General features: G+C 29.0%; 23 protein-coding genes, 6 tRNA genes, 1 other RNA gene and 1 other annotated feature. Of the genes, 26 read left to right on the top strand and 4 right to left on the bottom strand.

The genetic code is table 11. The annotated features are described in order from the left end of the window. Window positions 1–195: 195 nt before the first annotated feature. From J418_RS0112565 to J418_RS0112545, 5 genes are all read left to right on the top strand, one after another. Window positions 196–286, top strand: a tRNA-Ser gene (locus J418_RS0112565). Between the two features lie 33 nt (window positions 287–319). Continuing rightward, window positions 320–410, top strand: a tRNA-Ser gene (locus J418_RS0112560). A 147-nt stretch (window positions 411–557) separates the two neighbouring features. Then, window positions 558–634 (top strand) — tRNA-Arg (locus tag J418_RS0112555). A gap of 83 nt (window positions 635–717) precedes the next feature. Further along, window positions 718–1,272 carry a hypothetical protein gene (locus tag J418_RS0112550; RefSeq protein ID WP_017752417.1) on the top strand — a complete coding sequence of 185 codons (555 nt, stop codon included), beginning with the start codon at window positions 718–720 and terminating at the stop codon, window positions 1,270–1,272. A 186-nt stretch (window positions 1,273–1,458) separates the two neighbouring features. Beyond that, window positions 1,459–1,845, top strand: a complete 387-nt coding sequence (locus J418_RS0112545; RefSeq protein ID WP_017752416.1) for a hypothetical protein — start codon at window positions 1,459–1,461, stop codon at window positions 1,843–1,845. A 51-nt stretch (window positions 1,846–1,896) separates the two neighbouring features. On the opposite strand, the gene J418_RS0112540 is transcribed toward J418_RS0112545, so the two are convergent. Then, window positions 1,897–2,388 (bottom strand): hypothetical protein, encoded by a 492-nt coding sequence (locus J418_RS0112540; protein ID WP_017752415.1) that lies wholly within the window; start codon window positions 2,386–2,388, stop codon window positions 1,897–1,899. 90 nt (window positions 2,389–2,478) lie between these two features. Next, entirely contained in the window at window positions 2,479–3,372 is an 894-nt protein-coding gene (locus J418_RS0112535) for a phosphatidylserine decarboxylase (protein ID WP_017752414.1), read from the bottom strand. Window positions 3,373–3,543: 171 nt separating this feature from the next. Between J418_RS0112535 and J418_RS0112530 the strand changes: the two genes are divergently transcribed. Then, window positions 3,544–4,137: a TetR/AcrR family transcriptional regulator gene (locus J418_RS0112530; protein WP_017752413.1), complete on the top strand. Its 594-nt coding sequence runs from the start codon at window positions 3,544–3,546 to the stop codon at window positions 4,135–4,137. A 41-nt stretch (window positions 4,138–4,178) separates the two neighbouring features. On the opposite strand, the gene J418_RS0112525 is transcribed toward J418_RS0112530, so the two are convergent. Both J418_RS0112525 and J418_RS0112520 read right to left on the bottom strand, forming a co-directional pair. Continuing rightward, on the bottom strand, window positions 4,179–5,768 hold the full coding sequence (locus tag J418_RS0112525) for an ABC1 kinase family protein (protein ID WP_017752412.1): 1,590 nt from the start codon (window positions 5,766–5,768) through the stop codon (window positions 4,179–4,181). A gap of 33 nt (window positions 5,769–5,801) precedes the next feature. Beyond that, entirely contained in the window at window positions 5,802–6,101 is a 300-nt protein-coding gene (locus J418_RS0112520; RefSeq protein ID WP_017752411.1) for a phasin family protein, read from the bottom strand. A 177-nt stretch (window positions 6,102–6,278) separates the two neighbouring features. On the opposite strand from J418_RS0112520, the gene J418_RS0112515 reads away from it, so the two are divergent. From J418_RS0112515 to J418_RS0112425, 20 genes are all read left to right on the top strand, one after another. Then, window positions 6,279–6,355: transfer RNA gene (locus J418_RS0112515), tRNA-Arg, on the top strand. Window positions 6,356–6,518: 163 nt separating this feature from the next. Beyond that, the gene (locus J418_RS0112510; protein WP_017752410.1) at window positions 6,519–6,959 is read left to right on the top strand and encodes a nucleoside deaminase; all 441 of its coding nucleotides are present in this window, start codon (window positions 6,519–6,521) and stop codon (window positions 6,957–6,959) included. 53 nt (window positions 6,960–7,012) lie between these two features. Beyond that, window positions 7,013–7,101: transfer RNA gene (locus J418_RS0112505), tRNA-Ser, on the top strand. 146 nt (window positions 7,102–7,247) lie between these two features. Next, window positions 7,248–8,456, top strand: coding sequence for an MFS transporter (locus J418_RS0112500; protein WP_017895764.1), 1,209 nt, complete (start codon window positions 7,248–7,250; stop codon window positions 8,454–8,456). A gap of 39 nt (window positions 8,457–8,495) precedes the next feature. Further along, window positions 8,496–8,840, top strand: coding sequence for a phenylpyruvate tautomerase MIF-related protein (locus J418_RS0112495; protein WP_017752408.1), 345 nt, complete (start codon window positions 8,496–8,498; stop codon window positions 8,838–8,840). A 110-nt stretch (window positions 8,841–8,950) separates the two neighbouring features. Continuing rightward, window positions 8,951–9,040, top strand: a tRNA-Ser gene (locus J418_RS0112490). Window positions 9,041–9,051: 11 nt separating this feature from the next. Beyond that, window positions 9,052–9,316: signal recognition particle sRNA large type (ffs, locus tag J418_RS16215), an RNA gene on the top strand. A 112-nt stretch (window positions 9,317–9,428) separates the two neighbouring features. Then, complete coding sequence (gene dnaX, locus J418_RS0112485) at window positions 9,429–11,060, top strand: DNA polymerase III subunit gamma/tau (RefSeq protein WP_017752407.1); 1,632 nt, start codon at window positions 9,429–9,431, stop codon at window positions 11,058–11,060. Between the two features lie 70 nt (window positions 11,061–11,130). Next, complete coding sequence (locus J418_RS0112480; RefSeq protein ID WP_017752406.1) at window positions 11,131–11,475, top strand: YbaB/EbfC family nucleoid-associated protein; 345 nt, start codon at window positions 11,131–11,133, stop codon at window positions 11,473–11,475. Window positions 11,476–11,523: 48 nt separating this feature from the next. Continuing rightward, on the top strand, window positions 11,524–12,120 hold the full coding sequence (gene recR / locus J418_RS0112475) for a recombination mediator RecR (RefSeq protein WP_017752405.1): 597 nt from the start codon (window positions 11,524–11,526) through the stop codon (window positions 12,118–12,120). Window positions 12,121–12,188: 68 nt separating this feature from the next. Then, on the top strand, window positions 12,189–12,476 hold the full coding sequence (locus J418_RS0112470) for a DUF2508 family protein (RefSeq protein ID WP_017752404.1): 288 nt from the start codon (window positions 12,189–12,191) through the stop codon (window positions 12,474–12,476). Between the two features lie 108 nt (window positions 12,477–12,584). Beyond that, a complete protein-coding gene (locus tag J418_RS0112465; protein ID WP_017752403.1) occupies window positions 12,585–12,842 on the top strand; it encodes a pro-sigmaK processing inhibitor BofA family protein in 258 nt (85 codons plus the stop codon). A gap of 69 nt (window positions 12,843–12,911) precedes the next feature. After that, on the top strand, window positions 12,912–13,604 hold the full coding sequence (gene sfsA / locus J418_RS0112460; protein WP_017752402.1) for a DNA/RNA nuclease SfsA: 693 nt from the start codon (window positions 12,912–12,914) through the stop codon (window positions 13,602–13,604). Window positions 13,605–13,771: 167 nt separating this feature from the next. Next, window positions 13,772–14,290 carry an NAD(+) diphosphatase gene (locus tag J418_RS0112455; RefSeq protein WP_017895763.1) on the top strand — a complete coding sequence of 173 codons (519 nt, stop codon included), beginning with the start codon at window positions 13,772–13,774 and terminating at the stop codon, window positions 14,288–14,290. A gap of 26 nt (window positions 14,291–14,316) precedes the next feature. After that, the gene (locus J418_RS0112450) at window positions 14,317–15,003 is read left to right on the top strand and encodes a hydrolase (RefSeq protein WP_017752400.1); all 687 of its coding nucleotides are present in this window, start codon (window positions 14,317–14,319) and stop codon (window positions 15,001–15,003) included. Beyond that, window positions 14,978–15,838: an EFR1 family ferrodoxin gene (locus J418_RS0112445; protein ID WP_017752399.1), complete on the top strand. Its 861-nt coding sequence runs from the start codon at window positions 14,978–14,980 to the stop codon at window positions 15,836–15,838. Before J418_RS0112450 ends, J418_RS0112445 begins: the two co-directional genes overlap by 26 nt. 172 nt (window positions 15,839–16,010) lie before the next feature. Further along, window positions 16,011–16,216 (top strand) — a binding site (T-box leader). A gap of 89 nt (window positions 16,217–16,305) precedes the next feature. Continuing rightward, window positions 16,306–17,376 (top strand): pyridoxal-phosphate-dependent aminotransferase family protein, encoded by a 1,071-nt coding sequence (locus tag J418_RS0112440; RefSeq protein WP_017752398.1) that lies wholly within the window; start codon window positions 16,306–16,308, stop codon window positions 17,374–17,376. A 101-nt stretch (window positions 17,377–17,477) separates the two neighbouring features. Beyond that, window positions 17,478–18,419: a D-2-hydroxyacid dehydrogenase gene (locus J418_RS0112435; RefSeq protein ID WP_017752397.1), complete on the top strand. Its 942-nt coding sequence runs from the start codon at window positions 17,478–17,480 to the stop codon at window positions 18,417–18,419. A gap of 25 nt (window positions 18,420–18,444) precedes the next feature. Then, entirely contained in the window at window positions 18,445–19,692 is a 1,248-nt protein-coding gene (locus tag J418_RS0112430; RefSeq protein ID WP_017752396.1) for a DUF1015 domain-containing protein, read from the top strand. A gap of 159 nt (window positions 19,693–19,851) precedes the next feature. Continuing rightward, window positions 19,852–20,796: a GNAT family N-acetyltransferase gene (locus J418_RS0112425; RefSeq protein ID WP_017895762.1), complete on the top strand. Its 945-nt coding sequence runs from the start codon at window positions 19,852–19,854 to the stop codon at window positions 20,794–20,796. Window positions 20,797–20,854 lie beyond the last annotated feature (58 nt).

Here is a 20,854-nt window from a genome sequence, read left to right as displayed (position 1 = left end):
CTACCCTTCTGATTTTGTCCACCCCATTTCTTAGTCATGAGGTTTTATTATAATATAAACTTATTTATTTGGGACATAATCAAATGCGGTATACTAAGACAGTATCACAATTCAATCATACTTTTTTTATTATTGCATAAAAAAATGTTGACTTTTATAATTGATGATGATACAATAATATCTGTTAGCGGTCTTGGAAAGATGGTCGAGTTGGTTTAAGGCACCGGTCTTGAAAACCGGCGTACGGGTGACCGTACCAAGGGTTCGAATCCCTTTCTTTCCGCCATTTTTTAATTTTAAATTATAAATCGTAGGGCATGGAGAAATACTCAAGTGGCCGAAGAGGCGCCCCTGCTAAGGGCGTAGGTCGGGTAACCGGCGCGAGGGTTCAAATCCCTCTTTCTCCGCCAAGTTTTATTGAAGATCATTATATTATTTTATATAATGATTTTTTTATGCGAAATCTAAATTAAAGTTATCTAATTTATTTGACTACATAATTTAAATATAATATAATATTAAATAGGGTATTTATTAAATACTTTAAAATTTATTATGCGCTAGTAGCTCAGTTGGATAGAGCAGTTGGCTACGAACCAGCGTGCCGGGGGTTCGAATCCTCTCTGGCGCACCAATAGCAAGGCTTTCACTTGTATATGTGAGAGCTTTTTATTTTATTCTTATGTAAGGTCAAGTTTAAAATTGGAGGTATACTAATTGAAAATAGAAAATGTAAAGGTATATGATTTAGAAGAAAGTGTAAAAGCAAGTAAGTACCCTATGGCAATAAGTACTGATAAATGTAATTTCGATATTACAGATACAGTTAAAAGATTAGCCCAATCTCCTAAAGGAGAGGCACATGATCAATTTTTATCAGGTATAAGAGTAGCTTTTGATTTAACTTTTTCAAATAAGGCATGGATCGAATTGGAGAGATATAGGTTCATTACTTTTGTTAGCAGTCAATCTACTATGCATAGAATAGCCAAATTTGATTTATCACAACAATATAACGAATATGTAGATAAAAGGATTATTTCTATTATGAATGAACTTAAGGAGCAATACAATAATACTCACGATATGGAAGATTATCTGAAGTTACTATATTCTAATCCATCAGGATTTGAATTAACGGCAAGGTTAACCACTAATTATAGATGTTTAAAAGGTGTATATAGTCAGAGAAAGAACCATAGATTGCCTGAATGGAGAAAATTTTGCAATTGGATAGAAACGCTACCATATGCAAGTGAATTGATAATTTAGAAAGAAGAGATATTAATTTTTTATCTCTTCTTTTATTTTAAAGGATTTTTTAAATATTTGTAGAATTATTTATTTAAGAATATTAAAATTTAGTGGTAGATAATTTTGATATACATATATTATCTATATAAAGATTTTTATTATTTTGTGTGAAAAGGATTTCAAAAATAAAAGGGGTGTGGTTTTATGAAGGGAGAAAGATATAATTTTGATGATATTAAAGAACTTAAGAATGGTACTAAAGTTTGGGTAGAACAGGAACATAAAAATTCTGATCTATTCATTATAAAAAAAGTTCAGTATGGAATCAGTATTAGTATTTATAAAGAGCCAGCCGATTTGATTAGCTTTTTCTTACACTATAAGAAATTAGAAGTAAAAATGAATAACGATGATATAAAAATATATGAGTGGTTATCTTACGAAGAATATATGGCTAATAAAATAAGAAATTTAAGAAACAGTATAGAAGTTTCATTAATGTTAGGAAATAGAAAAGAATTTCTTACGTTAACTACAAAATATAATAAATTATTAAACAAGATTGAAGAGAAAAAATTAGGCAGCTATTAAAAAGTACAGTAGAGAATATAAAAGTATATCCTCTACTGTGTACATATATAATTATGATCTAACTTCATAATAAGCTGATTTGTGTGTAAGAACTTTGTCAGTCGTCTTATTATTATTAAATTGAACAATGTCAATTCTATGTTTACCTTGTTTAAGGGCACTATCTTTAATATCTATATTGGATTTACTATTTGATAGCTGTTGTTTAGTATTTAAAATACCGTCTACAAATATATAACTTGAGTTTTTAGCACTAAAATCAGTTGTATTTAATTGAATACGTTCAACTGTATCATTACTTTTTTTATTCACAATAGGTGTAGCTCCATTTTTAGATGTACCAGATGCAGTGGATATGTAAAAGGTTCCAGTACCCATATCAGCATTTAAGTCCTTTGGTATTGTTATAACATCATTTTTTGCTTGCTGAGGTGCATTTTGTACTTTATTTTTCACTTTAGTAGCATTTTGATTAGTTCCACAACCAACTAAATTTAGGGTAACTAATAACGCTGTTATAATTATCGAAAATTTCTTTTTCATTTATATCTCTCCTTTAAATTAAAATACTTAATATATTTTTATTATGCTTATTTTTAAGAATAATATTAATTTATTTTAAATATTTTAATATTAAAGTTTGTATTTAGTTCCTATTTTTTCTCCCATTATGACTTTAGTTTCATAGCCTATATTTGTCTGATAAATTATATCTTTATCAATTGCAATCTTATCTTTTTCAAAGAATAATATTATAGTAGAACCTCCAAATTTAAAATATCCTTTTTCATATCCTTTATATATTTTATGTTGAGGAGTATATGTTTGAACTATAGAACCTACGCATGTTGCACCTATTTCTACATAGAGGACATCTCCAAAATTTTCAGAATTAAGTATGCTCCACTGTCTTTCATTTTTACAAAATACTTCTGGGATTTTTTTTAATGATATTGGATTTACTGAATAATAATCTCCTTTAATTCTATGTGAAATACTACAAGTTCCATTATCTATAAAATGAAATCTATGATAATCTACGGGAGCTAATCTAAGTATAATCAAATTTCCAGATTTAAATTTTTCTGCAATGTTTTTATTTTCAATTAAATCATATAGTTTGTATGTATATCCTTTTACTTGAATAAGTTTATTTAAATCTATATTTGAATAAGCTAGAACTCTTCCATCTCCAGGTGAAATTAATATATTACTGTTTTTGTCAGTTGGTCTTGCAGATTTTTTTAGTTTTCTTGTGAAGAAATCATTAAAACTTTTAAAATCATATATATTATCTATTGATTCTTCCATATCAATATTAAAATCTTTAATAAAAGTATATATTTTTCTCCTGCTTAAACCAGTATTACAAAAATATCCGTACAATTTAGAGAAAACTTTTTTTTTCACTATTAATTCTAAGAGCTTCATACCTATGGGTGAAGAATAAATCCATTTCAGGTATTTATCTCCTGCGATATGTTCTATTTCATATTTTTTTGATCTTCTGTTATAGTATTTGATCATCTTATTTAGCTCCTTAACATATATTTTCCTGTATACTCATTATAATTATCATATTGATCATGGTCAATTTATTTATAGTAGTAGATTTTAAGTATTATTTATACTAAAATTATATATAACATAATTATTATAAATTAATATGATATATATTAAAAACCTGGAGTGGTATATATGAACAATACTAAAATGGCTATTTTTGAATCTGCTATAAAGATTTTTTCAAATTATGGATATGATGGTGCTACTATGGATGCAATAGCAGCTGATACTGGAGTTGCAAAAGGAACATTATATTATCATTTTAAAAGTAAAGAAGAAATATTTAAATATATAATATCACAAGGAATGAGTATTATAAAAGAAGAAATAGAAGACATTGCAAATACTAAACAAGATGCATTATCCAAGTTGAAAGTATTATGTAAAATACAATTAGGATTGGTATATGAAAAAAAAGATTTTTTTAAGGTAATAATGAGTCAGCTTTGGGGTCAAGAAAGTAGACAATTAGAATTAAGAGAGTCTATAAATAAATATATTATGTATATACAGAAGTATTTGGAGGATGCTGTAGATGAAGGAAGCATAAAAAAAGACAATACTTATTATATGGCATATACTTTATTTGGTTCTATATGTTCAGCTGCTGTATATGAGCTAATAAATCAGGATAATGAAAACGTAAATAAAGACAAGAAAAATTATAATCATATGATAGATAATATTATAGAATATATTTTAGGTGGAATAGAAATTAAAATATAAGTGTGAGAAAATGCTGATAAGATATTATCAGCATTTTAGTATCAAATTTTGTCAGATTTTATTATTGATATTATAAGTATTAAACTTATAAATAATGAGATAAACATTCCTATAGATCCTAACAATGATATATTATAAATTTTAGGTCCTATATTTGAATTTAAAATTAGTGAAGAACTTATTAGCATAGAACATGATATTAAGGCTATAGAAAGTCTATTTGTCATTTTATTTAATTGTTTTATAGAATTCTCAATTTTATTAAATTTCAACTGAATTTTAGCTCTTCCATTCAGTATTCCATCAATTAATTCAATAAATTTTGTAGGTAATTTTATTGAGTTTTTTGTAAAGTTATAGGAGTTCATTAAAATATCATCTAAATTTATACTATCCAGTAGATAAGTTTTGCTGCTATTTTTTACAAAGGGAACGGCAATATCTAAAATTTGAATTTGAGGTGATATTTCTGTTACTAGACCTTCTACTATAATTAAACTTTTTACGAGGAGAATAAAATCTTTAGGTAATGTTATATTGTTATTTTTGGCACAATTAAAAACTTCTCCTATTAAAACAGAAATTTTTATATTTTCTAAAGATGTCCCAAGATAGTTTGAAAGCAAATTATCTATATCTTCATATAATTGATTTTTGTCCACAAGACCTTTTTTAATTCCTATTGACATAATTACTGATACAAGCTTATCCAAATCTTTATAAACTATAGATATGATTATTTCATTTAATGATAATTTCAATGAACTGGATATATTGCCCACCATTCCAAAATCTATAAAGCATATTTTATTTTTTTGTATAAGTAAGTTTCCAGGATGAGGATCTGCATGAAAAAAACCATCTGTAAAAACCTGTTTAAAAAATGATATTGCAAGTTTTTTTCCTAAATCATCTAAGTCATAATTGTATAATTTTAATTTTCCTAAATCATTTATTTTGAATCCATCAATTTTTTCCATAGTTATTACTTTGTTTTTAGATAAATCTTTTATTATATAAGGTACATGGCAGAAAGCCACGTTTTTATTTAGAGTCTTAAATTTTATCATGTTTTTTGCTTCTAAATTAAAATTAAGTTCCTGAGTTGTAGAAAATTTTAATTCGTCTAATGCTTCTTCTGGATCCACTATTGAGTTTTTAAATTTATTTTTTGCCAGTTTTATTATTTTATATAATATAGATATATCGGTATCCATTTTTTGCTTGATATAGGGTCTTTGAATTTTTACAACTACATCTCTTCCATCTTTTAAGGTAGCACTGTAAACTTGAGCAACAGATGCAGATGCAAAAGGTATTTTCTCAAAATGTAAAAAACAGTCTTCTATATTTTTGTTGAAATCACTAAAAAATACTTTGTTTATATCATCAAATTTTTCAGGTGGTACATCATCTTGAAGTTTTGAGAGTTCCTTAACGTATTGTACAGGTAATATATCTGGTCTTGAACTTAGAATCTGTCCTATTTTAATAAAAGTAGGACCTAATTCTTCAAAAGCCTTTCTTAAATTTTCAGGGGAGTGTTTTCCTCTGCTTCGTATAAATTTAAAACCATATTTACCCAATACTTTTACAATTTCCCTAAAGCGTGCGGATGAATTCTTTGGCATTTTATAATAGAATAACTAAAGTCCTTTTGGACTTTAGTTATTCTTTATCTTTTCTTCTAGTTTGGTTAATCTCTCATTTATAGATGATATATCTTCTTTTGAAGCAAAATTTGAATTATTTAATATGGAAATAAGCTCATCCTTAGTTAAAGGTTTTATTTGATTTTTTTTATTTATTACATTTCTCTTTAACTCTTCAGATAATTGTTTACCTTCATCTACTGTGATTTTACCTTTTTGAACCATTTCGTCGATTAATTTTGAAGCCTTTTCGTAGGTATAGGCAGCTGATCCTACACTTGCTAGAAATAGTTTTTTTAATTCACTAATCATAGTATATACCTCCCCAAATTTTTATTTAGTTATATTTTAATTTTGTCCAATTAGTTATGATTTTACACAACATTTAATTATATTATTATGCATGTATATAAATTATGTATATGTTAATGGAATAAAAAAATTGACAATACTAATAATCTGTAATAAAATATTAAGGTAAAGCAATGTGTACTCGTAGCTCAGTAGGATAGAGCAGTGGTTTCCTAAACCACGTGCCGGAGGTTCGACTCCTCTCGGGTACACCATAAATAGTATTTTAAGAAGTATGACATTAAGTGTTTTAATTCCTGTAAGTATATTTGCAGGATTTTTTATATAGAAATAAAATTTATTTTGTACTCTAATTTTAAGTGAAAACCTTACGAGTTTCAATACAATAATTAAATTATACCACAGATGGAGATAAAAATGGATTTTATGCAGGAAGCTATAAAAGAGGCAAATCGCGCATTAGAGTTAAATGAGGTTCCTGTAGGAGTAGTAATTGTAAAAGATAATAAAATATTGGCAAGAGCACATAATTTGAAAGAGAGTGAAAAGGATGTCACCTGCCACGCTGAGTTGTTGGCAATAAGACAGGCTTCAAAGATGATTGATAATTGGAGACTTTCAGGATGCAGTATGTATGTTACCCTTGAGCCATGTCCAATGTGTGCAGGAGCTATAATTCAGAGCAGGATAAGTAGCCTTTATATAGGAACATTTAATACATCTTGTGGTGCATGCGGTTCTGTTTTAAATTTAATTCATAATCCAAATTTAAATAGTTTTGTAAATGTAAAATGGCTTTATAACGATATATGCAGCAATATTTTGGAAGAATTTTTTAAGCTAAAAAGACCAAATTAAATAATTAGTTTGATTTATTTAATTTGGTTCTGTATAATATTAATGTGAATCTTGGAGATGTATCGAAGTGGTCGTAACGAGCTTGACTCGAAATCAAGTTGTCCGCAAGGGCACGTGGGTTCGAATCCCACCATCTCCGCCAGTATGGGAGCTATCAGCTTAATGGTTGATAGCTCCTACATTTTTATTGTTTAAATAAGCAAGGTATCAAAGCTTGTTATTAATAAGAGAAAGTTATAAAATATGATTTATGAGTGAAATTTAGAAAGTCAAGTTCGGAGTGGTTTTATGAATTACATAAAGAAAGGTACAAAGGAATTCCGCAATGTTAATATGGCATTATTTGCAGGTGGATTTGATACATTTGCGATTTTGTATAGTACTCAGCCTATAATGCCTAATTTATCTAAAGAATTTCATATTTCACCTACAGTTGCAAGTTTATCTCTTTCATGTACTACTATTGCTCTAGCATTTAGTATGCTTGTTTTTGGATCTTTGTCTGAAGTTTTTGGAAGAAAGAAAGTTATGAGCTTTTCACTTATGTCAGCATCTATACTTGTAATATTAACTGCATTTGTGCCTGGGTTTCATTATCTTTTAATTTTCAGAATACTTCAAGGTCTTGTGTTAGCAGGCCTACCAGCAGTTGCAATGGCATATATAGGAGAAGAAATTGATCCGAAAAGCCTGGGTGTAGCCATGGGGTTGTATATTAGTGGAAACTCCATAGGTGGAATGAGTGGTCGTATTATTATAGGAACTCTTACTGATTTTTTTGGATGGAGGGTTGCCTTATGTGCAATAGGTGTACTTAGTGCAGCAGCAAGTGTTTTATTTTGGAACAAGCTTCCAAAGTCGCAGCATTTTGTTGCACGCAAGATGGAAATAGGAAAGTTATTAAAGTCAATGTTGAATCATCTTAAAAATCCTAGATTACTTTGTCTGTATGTTATTGGATTTTTAATTATGGGAAGTTTTGTTTCATTATATAATTTTATTGGATATCAATTAATTGCACCACCTTACTTACTTAGTCCAACTTTAGTTAGTTTTATATTTATAATTTATACTATAGGTACTTTTAGTTCTACCTGGTCAGGTAGATTGGCAGATAGAAGGGGAAACTCTAAAGTACTCTGGATTATAGTTCTAGTAATGGCTGCAGGAGCAGTTGTTACATTGAATGTAAATTTAGCCCTAAAAATAATCGGAATTTGTATATTTACATTCGGATTTTTTGGAAGTCATTCAATTGTGAGCAGTTGGATAGGAAAAATTGCAAATCATGATAAGGCACAGGCATCATCACTTTATCTATTCTTTTATTACGTAGGTTCAAGTATAGGAGGCACTACAGGAGGTACTTTCTGGTCTAAATATGGGTGGCCGGGGGTAATAGGTATGATTTCATGTTTTCTTATAGTAGGAATACTTTTTTCACTTCGTGTTGCCTCAATTACTAAAGCAAAGGATAAAGTTCTAGATAGGTTTTGATGATTAAATATATTAAACTTAGTGTTGGAGGAGATAATTATGCCATATATTCAGACAAAGGTTAATGTAGAAATTACCAGGGAGAAAGAAAAAAATATAAAGCAAAAACTTGGAAAGGCTATCGAACTTATTCCAGGAAAATCTGAAAAATGGCTTATGCTTTCTTTTCAGGATAATTCAAATCTTTATTTTAAAGGAAGTAATGAGGAATCAATTGCATTTATTGAAGTAAAAATATTTGGGAAAGCAGATAATAAGGAATACGATAGTTTGACAAAGGAAATTACCAATATCTTTAGTCAGGAGTTGAATATAAAACCTTCACAAATATATATAAAATATGAAGAGGTGGAACATTGGGGATGGAATGGCAGTAATTTTTAAAAATATTTTTTATAAACTCTTGAAATATTATTATGTCTCTAGTATAATATTGATTGTTCGTGTTATGTGTATAGATAAATTAAATATATTATTTCATGAGTAAATGCCTTGGAGAGATGTCCGAGTGGTTTAAGGAGCACGCCTGGAAAGCGTGTGTAGGGGAAACTCTACCGGGGGTTCGAATCCCCCTCTCTCCGCCATTTTAACTTTGTCGTGCTAGATGGGGAGTTAGCGGTGCCCTGTACCTGCAATCCGCTATAGCAGGATTGAATTCCTTGCTTAGGCTGTAAGCTGTTGGGTCTGGCCCATACAAGTGACGTTGATAGCCGGGTCCCACGCAACGGAAACTCATGAACCCCGTCAGGTCCGGAAGGAAGCAGCGGTAAGTGATACTTTTCGTGTGCCGTGGAAAAACCTAGTTTGAGTTAACTATATGGGTAACGCTTATAGTTTATTAGACGAGGCAAGGTGCACGACTTTAATGATAAAGATTTTAAGATACCTTCGGGTATCTTTTTTATTATAATTAAAAGCCTATATTAACTCTTTTAATTATATAGGTTATAATATATAAAAGAAGGTGATATTATGGCTTACAAGGCACTTTATAGAGAATGGAGACCTAAAACATTTAAAGATGTAGTTGGTCAGGAACATATAACTGTAACGTTGAGGAATCAAATCCTCAGTAATAGAATAGCACATGCATATTTGTTTTCAGGTACTAGGGGAACGGGAAAAACATCCACTGCAAAAATTTTGGCAAAAGCAGTAAATTGTACGGATTTAAAAGATGGTGAACCTTGTAATGAATGTGAAATGTGCAGGAAAATAAATTCCGGTACTGCTATTGATGTCATTGAAATGGATGCAGCATCAAAAAGGAGACTGGAAGATATAAAAGATGTAATAGAAAATGTCAAATACCCACCTCAAGAGGGAAAATATAAGGTATATATAATGGATGAGGTTCACATGTTGACTCAGGAAGCAGTCAATGCATTCTTGAAAACACTTGAAGAGCCACCTAAAAATGTCCTATTTATACTTGCAACTACAGATCCTCAAAAATTACCTTCTACTATATTATCAAGATGTCAAAAGTTTGATTTCAGAAGAATAAAGAGCATGGATATATTTAAAAGACTTAGATATATCGTAGATAATAAGGGTATATTTTCAGATGATAAAAGTATTAATTTAATATCCAGAATGTGTGATGGAGCTATGAGAGATGCTCTTAGTATACTGGATCAGGCAATATCCATGGGAGATGGGAAAGTCGAATATAAAAATGTAGTTGATATGCTTGGTTTAGTTACAAATGAAAATTTATTGAAACTTACAGATAGTATAATAGAAAAAGATATAGAAAATTCCATGAAAGTAATTGATGATATAGTTTTAAGTGGAAAGGATATCTATAATTTTATAAAAGATATGATAATTCATTTTAGAAATCTTTTAATGGTAAAGGTATCTCAGAATCCTGAAGAAGTTTTGGATATGTCAGATGAAAATATAAAGCTTATAAAGGAACAATCTCAGCGTATAAGAGTAGAAGAAATAATGAGGCATATAAGAATACTCCAAGATGCAGAAGAACAGTCCAAGTGGACTAAACAGAGTAGAATATATCTTGAGCTTTCAGTTATAAAAATGTGCAAAGTAGAGTATGATACGTCAAAAGAAATTATATTATCACGATTAAATAAACTTGAGGAAAGTATAAAGCAAGGCAAGATTAAAATAACTAAACAAATTGACAATACTAAAGCCAAAGACTTGAATAATATAAATCATGATACTAAAAAGACAATACAAAAAAAAGACAATGCAAAAGTTCAAGAAATAGCACAAGAAAATACTTATTCAAACATGACACTTGATATAGTAAAGAAAAATTGGAAAGACATACTAGAATCTTTTAAAAGCAAACATCAAATGGTTCTATTTGCTGCACTTACTACAGGTGAAGTTGAAAATTGTAAAAACGGCATTATTACTATAGCCTATAATAAGAATTATGCATTTCATAAGCAGAGGCTTGAAAAACCTGAAAATCAAAAAATAGTTGAATCAATATTTTCAGATGTATTAAAGGAAAGAGTTAGTGTTAGGTATATAATAGATACTGGAGAAGATGAGATTTCAGAGTCCAAAGAACAAATATTAAAAGATACTTTTGGAGAAGATATGGTAGAAATACTTGATGAATGATAAACTATAAAAATACTTAAAAAATATGATATAATTATAATCAACAATAGTTAATTGAGGAGGAAATTGTATGGCAAGAGGCGGAATCCCTAACTTTGGTGGAGGGGGAAATATGAATAACTTAATGAAACAGGCTCAAAAGATGCAAAAGCAAATGCAGGATATGCAGGAAGAGCTGACAAACAAGGAATTTTCAGCTACAGTTGGTGGTGGTGCAGTAACTGCAACTGTAACTGGTAAAAAGGAAATAAAAAGTATAAAGATAAAGCCTGAAGTAGTTGATCCAGAGGATATTGAAATGTTAGAAGATCTTATTCTTACTGCATGTAATCAAGCATTGAAAAATGCAGATGAACAATCTGCAGAAGATATGAAAAAATTAACAGGTGGACTTAATATTCCAGGAATGTTTTAAAATTAACCCCGTCTTATTAAGATGGGGTTTTAAATTGAGGTGATATAAATGGATTTTTATCCAGTTGCTATAGAAAAGCTGATAGAGGAATTTGCAAAGCTCCCTGGCATAGGGTATAAAACTGCACAGAGGCTTACAATTTATACGTTGAATTTACCTTCAGATGAAGTAAGAGAATTTGCAGAAGCTCTTATTAAGGCAAGAGGTACTATAAGATATTGTTCAGTGTGTGGAAATTTTACTGATTCAGATCCTTGTGCCATATGTTCAAATCCCAATAGGGACAAAAGTACGATTTGTGTAGTTGAACAGCCAAAAGATATAATGGCAATGGAAAAGATAAGAGAGTACAATGGTGTCTATCACGTACTTCATGGGAATATCTCACCTATGGCTGGAAGAGGACCTGAAGATATAAAACTTAAAGAACTTATAAAGAGAATGAATGGAGATATAAAGGAAGTTATAGTTGCAACCAATCCTAATGTTGAAGGTGAGGCTACGGCAATGTATATCTCTAAAATATTAAAACCTCTTGGTGTAAAGGTAACAAGAATAGCTCATGGAATACCAGTAGGAGGAGATTTGGAATATGCAGATGAAGTAACTCTTTCAAAGGCATTGGAAGGTAGAACAGAGCTATAACTGTTTTTGTATATTTTTCCTAATTTATGTCAAAAATTTATATAAGGACTATAATTAGGAGGAATTTTATGAATAAGAAAAGTATAGTGAGAGTTTTACTTATGAGAAATTCTAAGTATACAAAACAGCAGAAAAAGTTATTAAGAGATATAGAAGATGCAAGGCAGGAAATAGAGAGATGCGGAATTTATTTTAATACTGTAAAAGATTCGCATCTTATAGATTATGCTATACACATGGAAGAAGCAGCGAAGGCAAAATACATATACTTGTTAAGTGAAGCTAAAAAGAATGGAATTAAAATTAAAGTTGAAAATATGTTTGAAAATTTTGGCACAATTAAAAGGTATTCTTAAAAAAAAGTTAACATACTCATTTTGTATTAATAGTTTTTTATTGATAGAATATAAATTAATATAGAGGAATTATTTAGATTTACGATATTGATACTGGGAGATGAGTATATGTTTGAATATATAGGATATTTTTTAATTGCTATCTTGGGATTATATATATTGGTTAAGGTATTCTCCTGGCCTATAAAAATGCTGATTAAATTAATTGGAAATGCCATTTTGGGAGCTGTTCTATTAATAATTGTAAATTTTGTAGGCCAATATTTTGGACTACATATAGGAATAAATGCTATTACGTCTTTTATTGCAGGTTTTTTTGGAATACCAGGAGTTATTTTTCTTGTAATATTCAAATTATTTTTTTAAAAAGTAAATTTTTGATATTAAAAATATGTAAACAATTATATTTTTAAGGAATGTTATGGGGATGATAAAATGATTTTTGATAAAAGGATAATAAAAGCTATATTTTTAACAAGACCTAATAGATTTGAAGCATATGTGTATATGGATGGACAAGAAATTTTAGTTCATGTTCCAAACACAGGAAGATGCAGTGAGATTTTAATTCCAACGGTTCAAGTATTATTAAGGGAGGAAAATAATCCTAGGCGAAAGACAAAATATGATTTAATAGCAGCTTATAAGAATGGCAAACTTATAAATATAGATTCTCAGATACCTAATAAAGTTGTATATGAAGCTTTAAACAAAGGTAAGATAGAATATTTTAAAAAATATAATAAAATTGAAAAAGAAAAAACTTTTGGAAACAGCAGATTTGATTTTAAACTTTCAAATTTTGAAAATCAAGAATGTTATCTTGAAGTAAAAGGGGTTACCCTTGAACATGATGAAGTAACTAGTTTCCCGGATGCTCCTACAGAAAGGGGTAAAAAACACCTAATGGAACTTGTAGAAGTAAAGAAATCTGGAAGAGAGGCTGGCATTTTATTTTTAATTCAAATGCAGGACGTTAGATATTTTACCCCTTATGATGAAATGGATGAAGAATTTGGGCAAGCACTTAGATATGCTCAAAGAGAAGGTGTATGTGTAAGTGCATATAATTGTAATGTAGGAGAAAGTTTTATTGAATTAGACAGAGAAATACAGATTAAACTTTAGGAATTTATATAAAATATAAACTTTATGTTTGAAAAATATTACATATAAACTTATAATATAATTAAAGCCTATATTTAAAAAATTAGAAGTATAAACCATATAAAAATAGATTATTGAAAAATTAATATAAGGGGGGTGTAATCTGCTTTATTAAAGCGGGTATGATTATGAAATTTAATTATTGTCCTATGTGTGGAGGAAAATTAGAAGAAAGATATAGTTGGGATGAAGGAGGAGTACCATATTGTCCTAAAGATGATATATTCTTTTTTGATACCCCTAAACCTTGTATTATTGTGGCGGTAATAAAAGGTGATGATATTTTATTACTTAAACAAAGCTATATATATAAAAATTCAAAGGTACTACTATCGGGATATGTAACCAATGGTGAGACTGTAGAGGAAACTGTTCATAGAGAGGTACTTGAAGAATCTGGACTTAAGGTAAAAGATCTTAAGTATTTGGGAAGTCAATATGTAAGCAATAAAGAGATAATTATGCTTACTTTTATGGCTAAATATGATGGTGGTAAGATAACAAAATCTTCAGAAGTAGAATTTGTAAATTGGTCTAAACTAGAAAATGCTATCTGTGAAATGAGCGAAGATGTGGTTGGAAAAAAAATAGTTAAAAGGGTTTTAAAAGAGTTGGGATATGAACAACAAAGTTGTAAAAGGAAGTAGTTAAGATAAATTTAAGGGGGTATATTATGAGCAAATATATGCCAGAGATAAAGGGGATTTTAAAGAGACATAGTATTCAACTACCAGAAGCAATAAGAGAGGCCAGTGGAATTAGAATATTTGGCAAGAGACTAAAATCGTTTGTATTTAGTACAGATGTTGCTGTAATAAAGAATACCAACGCAGATGCTGTTATAGCAGTATATCCTTTTACCCCTCAACCTCTTATAACACATGCTATAGTTTTAGCAGCTGATATTCCTGTGTTTTGTGGTGTAGGTGGAGGGTTCGCACCAGGAAGAAGAGTTGTCAATTTAGCATTAGATGCAGAATTTAAAGGTGTTATGGGTGTGGTTGTAAATAGTAATACGTCTAATGGAGTTATAAAAGAAATAAGAGATACTATAGATATACCTATAATAGTCACCATAATTTCTGAATATGAGAATGTAAAGGAAAGAATAGAAGCTGGTGCTACCATAATAAATGTATCTGGTGCAGAAAACACAAATAAGATAATACAAAACATAAGAAATGATTATCCTGATTTTCCTATAATAGCTACAGGAGGATTTTCAAATGATAGTATAAGTAAAACTATAAAAGCTGGGGCAAATGCTATAACTTTTACTCCACCTACAGCCAGTGAGATTTTAAGTACTATTATGAGTCAGTATAGGGATAAGTATGAAAAAGAAAGATTCAAAGGATAAATTTACTAAAAATAGATTAACGATAAGATACAGGGGAGTTAATATGAGAGGTGTTTTATACTACTTTAGTGGTACGGGAAATACCAAGTGGGTGGCAGATAAATTTAAAAGTAATTTTTCAAATTATAATATAGATTTAAAATTAATAAATATAGAAGATAAAGAGCAGGTTAAAAATGAGTGTTTTAAAAAAAATGATTTTATAATTGTTGGATCACCTGTATATGCAGAATTTCCACCTAAAATTGTATGTAATTTTTTAGAGAAAATTAAATGTGAAAATAGACGTATAAAAGCAATAGTTTATTCTACACAAGCAGCAAAATCTTCTCCTGCTGCTCATTTTATGGCTCAGTGTCTTAAGAAAAAAGGATTTAAGATTGTAATACAATCTAATATAAGAATGCCAAACAATTATTATTTTTCTATAGGGAAAAAACCTACCAAAGACAATATTGAATTATTACTTGCAAATTCTGAAAATAAAATCAAGCTTATTGTCAAAAAATTTATTGATGATTCGGTTATAGTTGAATCAAATTCTGAATTAAGACTTCACTTTAGCAAGTTTTTTTGTAAAATTTTTATAAAAAAACTCCCTAAATTGTCTAAAAATTTGACTTCTACTGATGAATGCGGTAAATGTGGAATATGTCTTATGAATTGTCCACAAAATAATATAACTTTTGAAAATGGACATGCAATATTTCACAGTAAATGCATGCTTTGCATGAGATGTATACATATCTGTCCTATAAATGCAATAAGGTATAAAAATAAAAAAATAGATCAAACTCAAAACAAGATTATAAATTCATTGAATTTAAATAAATAAAATAGTCACTCTTAACCATTGAATTACATACTTATGTATTAAGATTAAAATTAAAATTTTATATAAAAAATAAAAAAAGTTTTAATTTAGGTATTGACATACAAAAATTGAAATTCTATAATAAATTACAATCTCATAAATAAATTTTTGAGATCAAATTTATAAAAGTTTATATTTTCCTGTGAAGAGAATAGTAACTTAAGTTAGGTTTTAGAGAGTCAGTGTATGGTGTAAACTGATACTTATACTTTAGTGAATCCATCTTGGAGGTTTATTACGATGAGTAATACGGTATTAGCCGTTAATTATACGAGAGGATTATATTAAAGTCAATAATGTAATCAAGAAGGGTGGCAACGCGAGTCAATCGTCCCTAAGTGGGGGTGATTGGCTCGCGTTCTTTTTTTAATATTAACTTTAGCAAATTATAACTTTAAATAAAGTAATACAATTTTGGAGGGAAAGAAATGCATAAAAAATTATTTATTCCAGGACCAGTAGAAGTAAGAAAAGACGTGTTAGAAAAAATGGCTACACCTATGATAGGTCATAGAAGTAAAGAAGCTTCACAACTTCAAAGGGGAATTAGTGACAAATTAAGAAAATTATTTTATACAAATGAAGAAATACTTCTATCCACATCTTCAGGTACAGGACTTTTAGAGGGTGCAATAAGATGTAGTACAGTTAAACGAGCAGCTATTTTCTCAGTAGGAGCTTTTGGAAAGAGATGGTATCAGATTGCTGAAGCTAATAATGTACCTGCAGATTTATTTGAAGAGGATTTTGGAAAAGCTGTAGATGTAGATAGAATAGATAAAGCATTAGCCACTGGTAAATACGATGTACTTTGTATAACTCATAACGAGACTTCAACAGGAGTCATGAATCCTGTTGAAGAAATATCAAAGGTTATAAAAAAATATCCAGAAGTAGTATGGTGTGTTGATACTGTTAGTTCCATGGCAGGTACAAAAATTGAAGTTGATAAGTTGGGAATAGATATATGTCTCACTTCCACTCAAAAAGCTATAGGACTTCCACCAGGAATGTCAATATGTTCTTTTTCAAAAAAAGCGGTTGAAAGAGCAAAAAAGGTTAAATTTAGAGGATATTATTTAGACCTTCTGTCACTTTATAATTATATTCATAAAAAAGATTATCAGTATCCTTCAACACCATCATTATCCCATATGTTTGCTCTTGATTATCAGTTAGATAGAATTCTTGAAGAAGGACTTGAAAACAGATATAAAAGACATTTGGATATGGCCGAATATGTTAGAGCTTGGGCAAGAAAGTATTTTGAATTATATTCGGATGAAAGATATTTATCAAATACAGTTACAAATATAAAGAATACTAGAAATATTGATATTGGAGAACTAAATAAAGAGTTGGGAAAACGAGGATTTCAAATATCAAATGGTTATGGAACATTAAAAGGCAAGGCTTTCAGGATAGCTCATATGGCTGATTTTACTCTTGATGATATAAAGGAACTTATAAATAATATAAATGATATATTGAAATTATAGTACTAAATATAGAATAAGATTAGTAACTAATAGAATTTATACATTAATAAGTTTGAATATTCTTATTTTTTAAAATTATAAAAATTTGGAGGTATATTAAAATGACAAAGATATTAGTCAGTGATGGAATGGAAAAAGCAGCTATAGATAAATTGAAGAAAGATGGATTTGAAATTGTAGATAAACATTATGACGAAGAAGAATTAAAAGATCAGATAAAAAATTTTGATGTAATAGTAGTAAGATCTGCCACTAAAATAAGAAAACCTCTCATAGACATTGCCAAAAATGGAAAATTAAAACTTATAATAAGAGGCGGTGTAGGGCTTGATAATATAGACGTTGATTATGCAAAAGAAAATGGTATACAAGTTAATAATACACCAAATGCCAGCACTATATCAGTAGCGGAGATGACTTTAGCTCATATGCTTACTATATCAAGATATATAAATAATTCCAACATTACTATGAGAGAGGGAAAATGGGAAAAGAAAAAGTACAAGGGAGTTGAATTATTTGGAAAAACACTTGGCCTTATAGGTTTTGGAAGAATAGCAAAAGAAGTTGCCAAAAGGGCAGATGCAATGGGAATGCAAGTAATATATTATGATAAACTAGGTGCTGCAAGGGGATATAATAATTATAAATTTTATGAATTAAATGATTTATTGCAGAAAGCGGATTATGTATCAGTTCATATACCATTTGGAAAAGACAATAAAGCAGTTATTGGAAAAGAAGAACTTGCAATAATTAAAGATGGAGTTTATATAATAAACTGTGCAAGAGGTGGAGTAATAGATGAAAATGCACTTTTAGAAGCTCTTAACTCTGGAAAAGTAGCTGGTGCGGCACTGGATGTATTTTGTGGGGAGCCAAAACCAAATCAAGACCTTATAAATAATGCAAGAGTATCAGTAACACCACACATAGCCGGTTCTACAAAAGAAGCACAGGAAAGAATAGGAATGGAAATATCAAATATAGTTGAGAATTATTTTGATCATGCAAATAAAGAACTTGCAAATGCATATAAGTAATATATTAAATTAGATGGAGGACAAAATGGCTGTTTTAAGAGCATTTAAAGCTATAAGACCAAGGATAGATTTAGCTGATAAGGTAGCTGCACTTCCTTACGATGTTATGAATAGTGACGAAGCAAGAGAGGAAGTAAAAGGTAATAAATATTCTTTTCTTCATGTAGACAAAGCTGAAATTGATTTGGATAAAAATATAGATCAATATGATGTCAAAGTATATGAAAAAGCAAAAGAAAATTTACAAAGAATGATTTCCGAAAATATATTAATTCAAGATAAAAAACCCTACCTATATATATATAGATTGACCATGAATGGAAAAAGCCAAACGGGTATAGTAGGATGTACTTCTATTGACGATTATATTAATGATGTTATAAAGAAACATGAACACACTAGAGCTGATAAAGAAGCAGACAGGATAAATCATGTTGATTATTGTGATGCTAATACAGGACCTATTTTTATGACTTATAAATATAATGACAGTATTAATAATATAATAAAAAACTGGGTAGAGAAAAAACCTATATATAATTTTAAAGCTGAGGATAATGTTATTCATACAGTATGGATTATAGATAGTGAAGATACTATATCACGCATATGCAATATATTTAAACAAGTAGATAATTTATATATAGCTGATGGCCATCACAGGGCTGCATCAGCTGTAAAAGTAGGCATTAAGCGGAGAAGAGAGAAAGAAAATTATTCTGTAGATGAAGAGTTTAACTTTTTTCTATCTGTAATTTTCCCAGATTGTGATTTAAGGATTATAGATTATAATAGGATAGTCAAGGACCTAAATGGTTTAACTGTACAAGAGTATATGGAAAGAGTAAATCAACATTTTAAAATTACATTGTGTGAAAATGATGAAGCATATAAGCCATCTAGCAAACATACCTATGGAATGTATTTAGATGGAAAATGGTATAAACTTAACTCTAACTGTGATGACTATAAATTAGAAGATGTAGTTTCAAATTTAGATGTATCTATTCTTCAAAATAATTTATTAGATCCTGTTTTAGGTATAAAGGATCCAAGGAATGATAGTAGAATTGATTTTGTTGGAGGAATAAGGGGACTTGAAGAATTAGAGAAAAACGTAGATAATGGAGGATATAAAGTAGCATTTTCCATGTATCCAGTTACATTAAACGAATTAATGAAAATTGCAGATGAAGGAAAAGTAATGCCTCCAAAATCTACATGGTTTGAACCAAAATTAAGGAGCGGTTTATTTATTCACAAATTAAAATAGTTGTATAACAATTGGCAAGGAAGTTAACTTCCTTGCCAATTGTTATAGGAATATTATGTAAAAAAAGAAAAAGATTATCTAATTTATTTATGTTATACTATTAATGTAGTTAAATTTATATTTATGTATTTTTGAAGTTATAGTTTAGGAGAGATATGCATGCTAAAACACCAGCTTGTAAACATTAATTTAGCCAGAGGCACTAATAGTGAATATATAATAAGGGATAATTTAGGGATAACCATAGGTAGAGTATTTATAACCGAATTTTCTAAAGAAAATAAATTTTGTACATTGAGAATAAAATTTTATAAGCATGGAGATTTAAGTTATAAACTTCTTGAAGATTCACTTCATATATTAATGAAACAACTTTTTAAAAATATGAATTTGAATAAGATAAATATAATAGCAGATGAAGATATAAATATTTCTGCATTTACTGATTTGGGATTTGTACTTGAAGGTATAATATCAGATAGTATAAAAGTGGATTCCAAATATAAAAATGAAATATTATTTGGACTTCAAATAGATAGATTTAAAAATATAAGTATAAATAAAGGACTTCATATAAAAGGTGATAAAATAGACCTCTCAATATTAACTCCTAAAAATGCAGAAGAAGTACTTGACTATTATATAAGAAATAAGGAATATTTACGTGAATTCGAGCCTGATCGTAAAAATAAGTTCTATACACTGGAAATGCAGAAAAAAAATTTAATGGATAGTTATAGAGATTTCTTAGGTGGTAAAAGTGTTAATTTTGGTATATATAAAAATAAAAAGTTTATAGGTAAAATACAGATATCAAATATAGTTATAGGTGTTTTTAAAAGTGCTTTTGTAGGATACTCTATAGATGAAAGTCATCAGGGAAATGGATATATGAAAGAAGCTTTGAAATTAACAGTTGAATATTCTTTTAATGAAATAAAGTTACATAGATTAGAAGCTTCAACATTAGTAGATAATATAAGATCTCAGAGTGTACTTAGAAGCTGTGGGTTTGAAAAAATTGGTACAAACAAAGATTATCTATTTATAAATGGAAAATGGAGGGATCATATAACTTTTTATAAAGTTAAACCTGTAAAATAATAAGAGCACATGGCCTAAATTATAGACAATCATTACAAACATAACCTAGTGTGTCAGT

The organism is Clostridium tyrobutyricum DSM 2637 = ATCC 25755 = JCM 11008, from assembly GCF_000359585.1.
GTDB classification, from domain to species: Bacteria; Bacillota; Clostridia; order Clostridiales; family Clostridiaceae; genus Clostridium_B; species Clostridium_B tyrobutyricum.
The sequence above is the reverse complement of the archived record's forward strand: the minus strand, read 5'-3'. Positions and strand labels throughout refer to the sequence as shown.

Coding starts and splice junctions, on each gene's coding strand:
- J418_RS0112545 (WP_017752416.1), top strand. CDS start 1,459: ATGAAGGGAGAAAGATATAATTTTGATGATATTAAAGAACTTAAGAAT.
- J418_RS0112540 (WP_017752415.1), bottom strand. CDS start 2,388: ATGAAAAAGAAATTTTCGATAATTATAACAGCGTTATTAGTTACCCTA.
- J418_RS0112535 (WP_017752414.1), bottom strand. CDS start 3,372: ATGATCAAATACTATAACAGAAGATCAAAAAAATATGAAATAGAACAT.
- J418_RS0112530 (WP_017752413.1), top strand. CDS start 3,544: ATGAACAATACTAAAATGGCTATTTTTGAATCTGCTATAAAGATTTTT.
- J418_RS0112525 (WP_017752412.1), bottom strand. CDS start 5,768: ATGCCAAAGAATTCATCCGCACGCTTTAGGGAAATTGTAAAAGTATTG.
- J418_RS0112520 (WP_017752411.1), bottom strand. CDS start 6,101: ATGATTAGTGAATTAAAAAAACTATTTCTAGCAAGTGTAGGATCAGCT.
- J418_RS0112510 (WP_017752410.1), top strand. CDS start 6,519: ATGGATTTTATGCAGGAAGCTATAAAAGAGGCAAATCGCGCATTAGAG.
- J418_RS0112500 (WP_017895764.1), top strand. CDS start 7,248: ATGAATTACATAAAGAAAGGTACAAAGGAATTCCGCAATGTTAATATG.
- J418_RS0112495 (WP_017752408.1), top strand. CDS start 8,496: ATGCCATATATTCAGACAAAGGTTAATGTAGAAATTACCAGGGAGAAA.
- dnaX (WP_017752407.1), top strand. CDS start 9,429: ATGGCTTACAAGGCACTTTATAGAGAATGGAGACCTAAAACATTTAAA.
- J418_RS0112480 (WP_017752406.1), top strand. CDS start 11,131: ATGGCAAGAGGCGGAATCCCTAACTTTGGTGGAGGGGGAAATATGAAT.
- recR (WP_017752405.1), top strand. CDS start 11,524: ATGGATTTTTATCCAGTTGCTATAGAAAAGCTGATAGAGGAATTTGCA.
- J418_RS0112470 (WP_017752404.1), top strand. CDS start 12,189: ATGAATAAGAAAAGTATAGTGAGAGTTTTACTTATGAGAAATTCTAAG.
- J418_RS0112465 (WP_017752403.1), top strand. CDS start 12,585: ATGTTTGAATATATAGGATATTTTTTAATTGCTATCTTGGGATTATAT.
- sfsA (WP_017752402.1), top strand. CDS start 12,912: ATGATTTTTGATAAAAGGATAATAAAAGCTATATTTTTAACAAGACCT.
- J418_RS0112455 (WP_017895763.1), top strand. CDS start 13,772: ATGAAATTTAATTATTGTCCTATGTGTGGAGGAAAATTAGAAGAAAGA.
- J418_RS0112450 (WP_017752400.1), top strand. CDS start 14,317: ATGAGCAAATATATGCCAGAGATAAAGGGGATTTTAAAGAGACATAGT.
- J418_RS0112445 (WP_017752399.1), top strand. CDS start 14,978: ATGAAAAAGAAAGATTCAAAGGATAAATTTACTAAAAATAGATTAACG.
- J418_RS0112440 (WP_017752398.1), top strand. CDS start 16,306: ATGCATAAAAAATTATTTATTCCAGGACCAGTAGAAGTAAGAAAAGAC.
- J418_RS0112435 (WP_017752397.1), top strand. CDS start 17,478: ATGACAAAGATATTAGTCAGTGATGGAATGGAAAAAGCAGCTATAGAT.
- J418_RS0112430 (WP_017752396.1), top strand. CDS start 18,445: ATGGCTGTTTTAAGAGCATTTAAAGCTATAAGACCAAGGATAGATTTA.
- J418_RS0112425 (WP_017895762.1), top strand. CDS start 19,852: ATGCTAAAACACCAGCTTGTAAACATTAATTTAGCCAGAGGCACTAAT.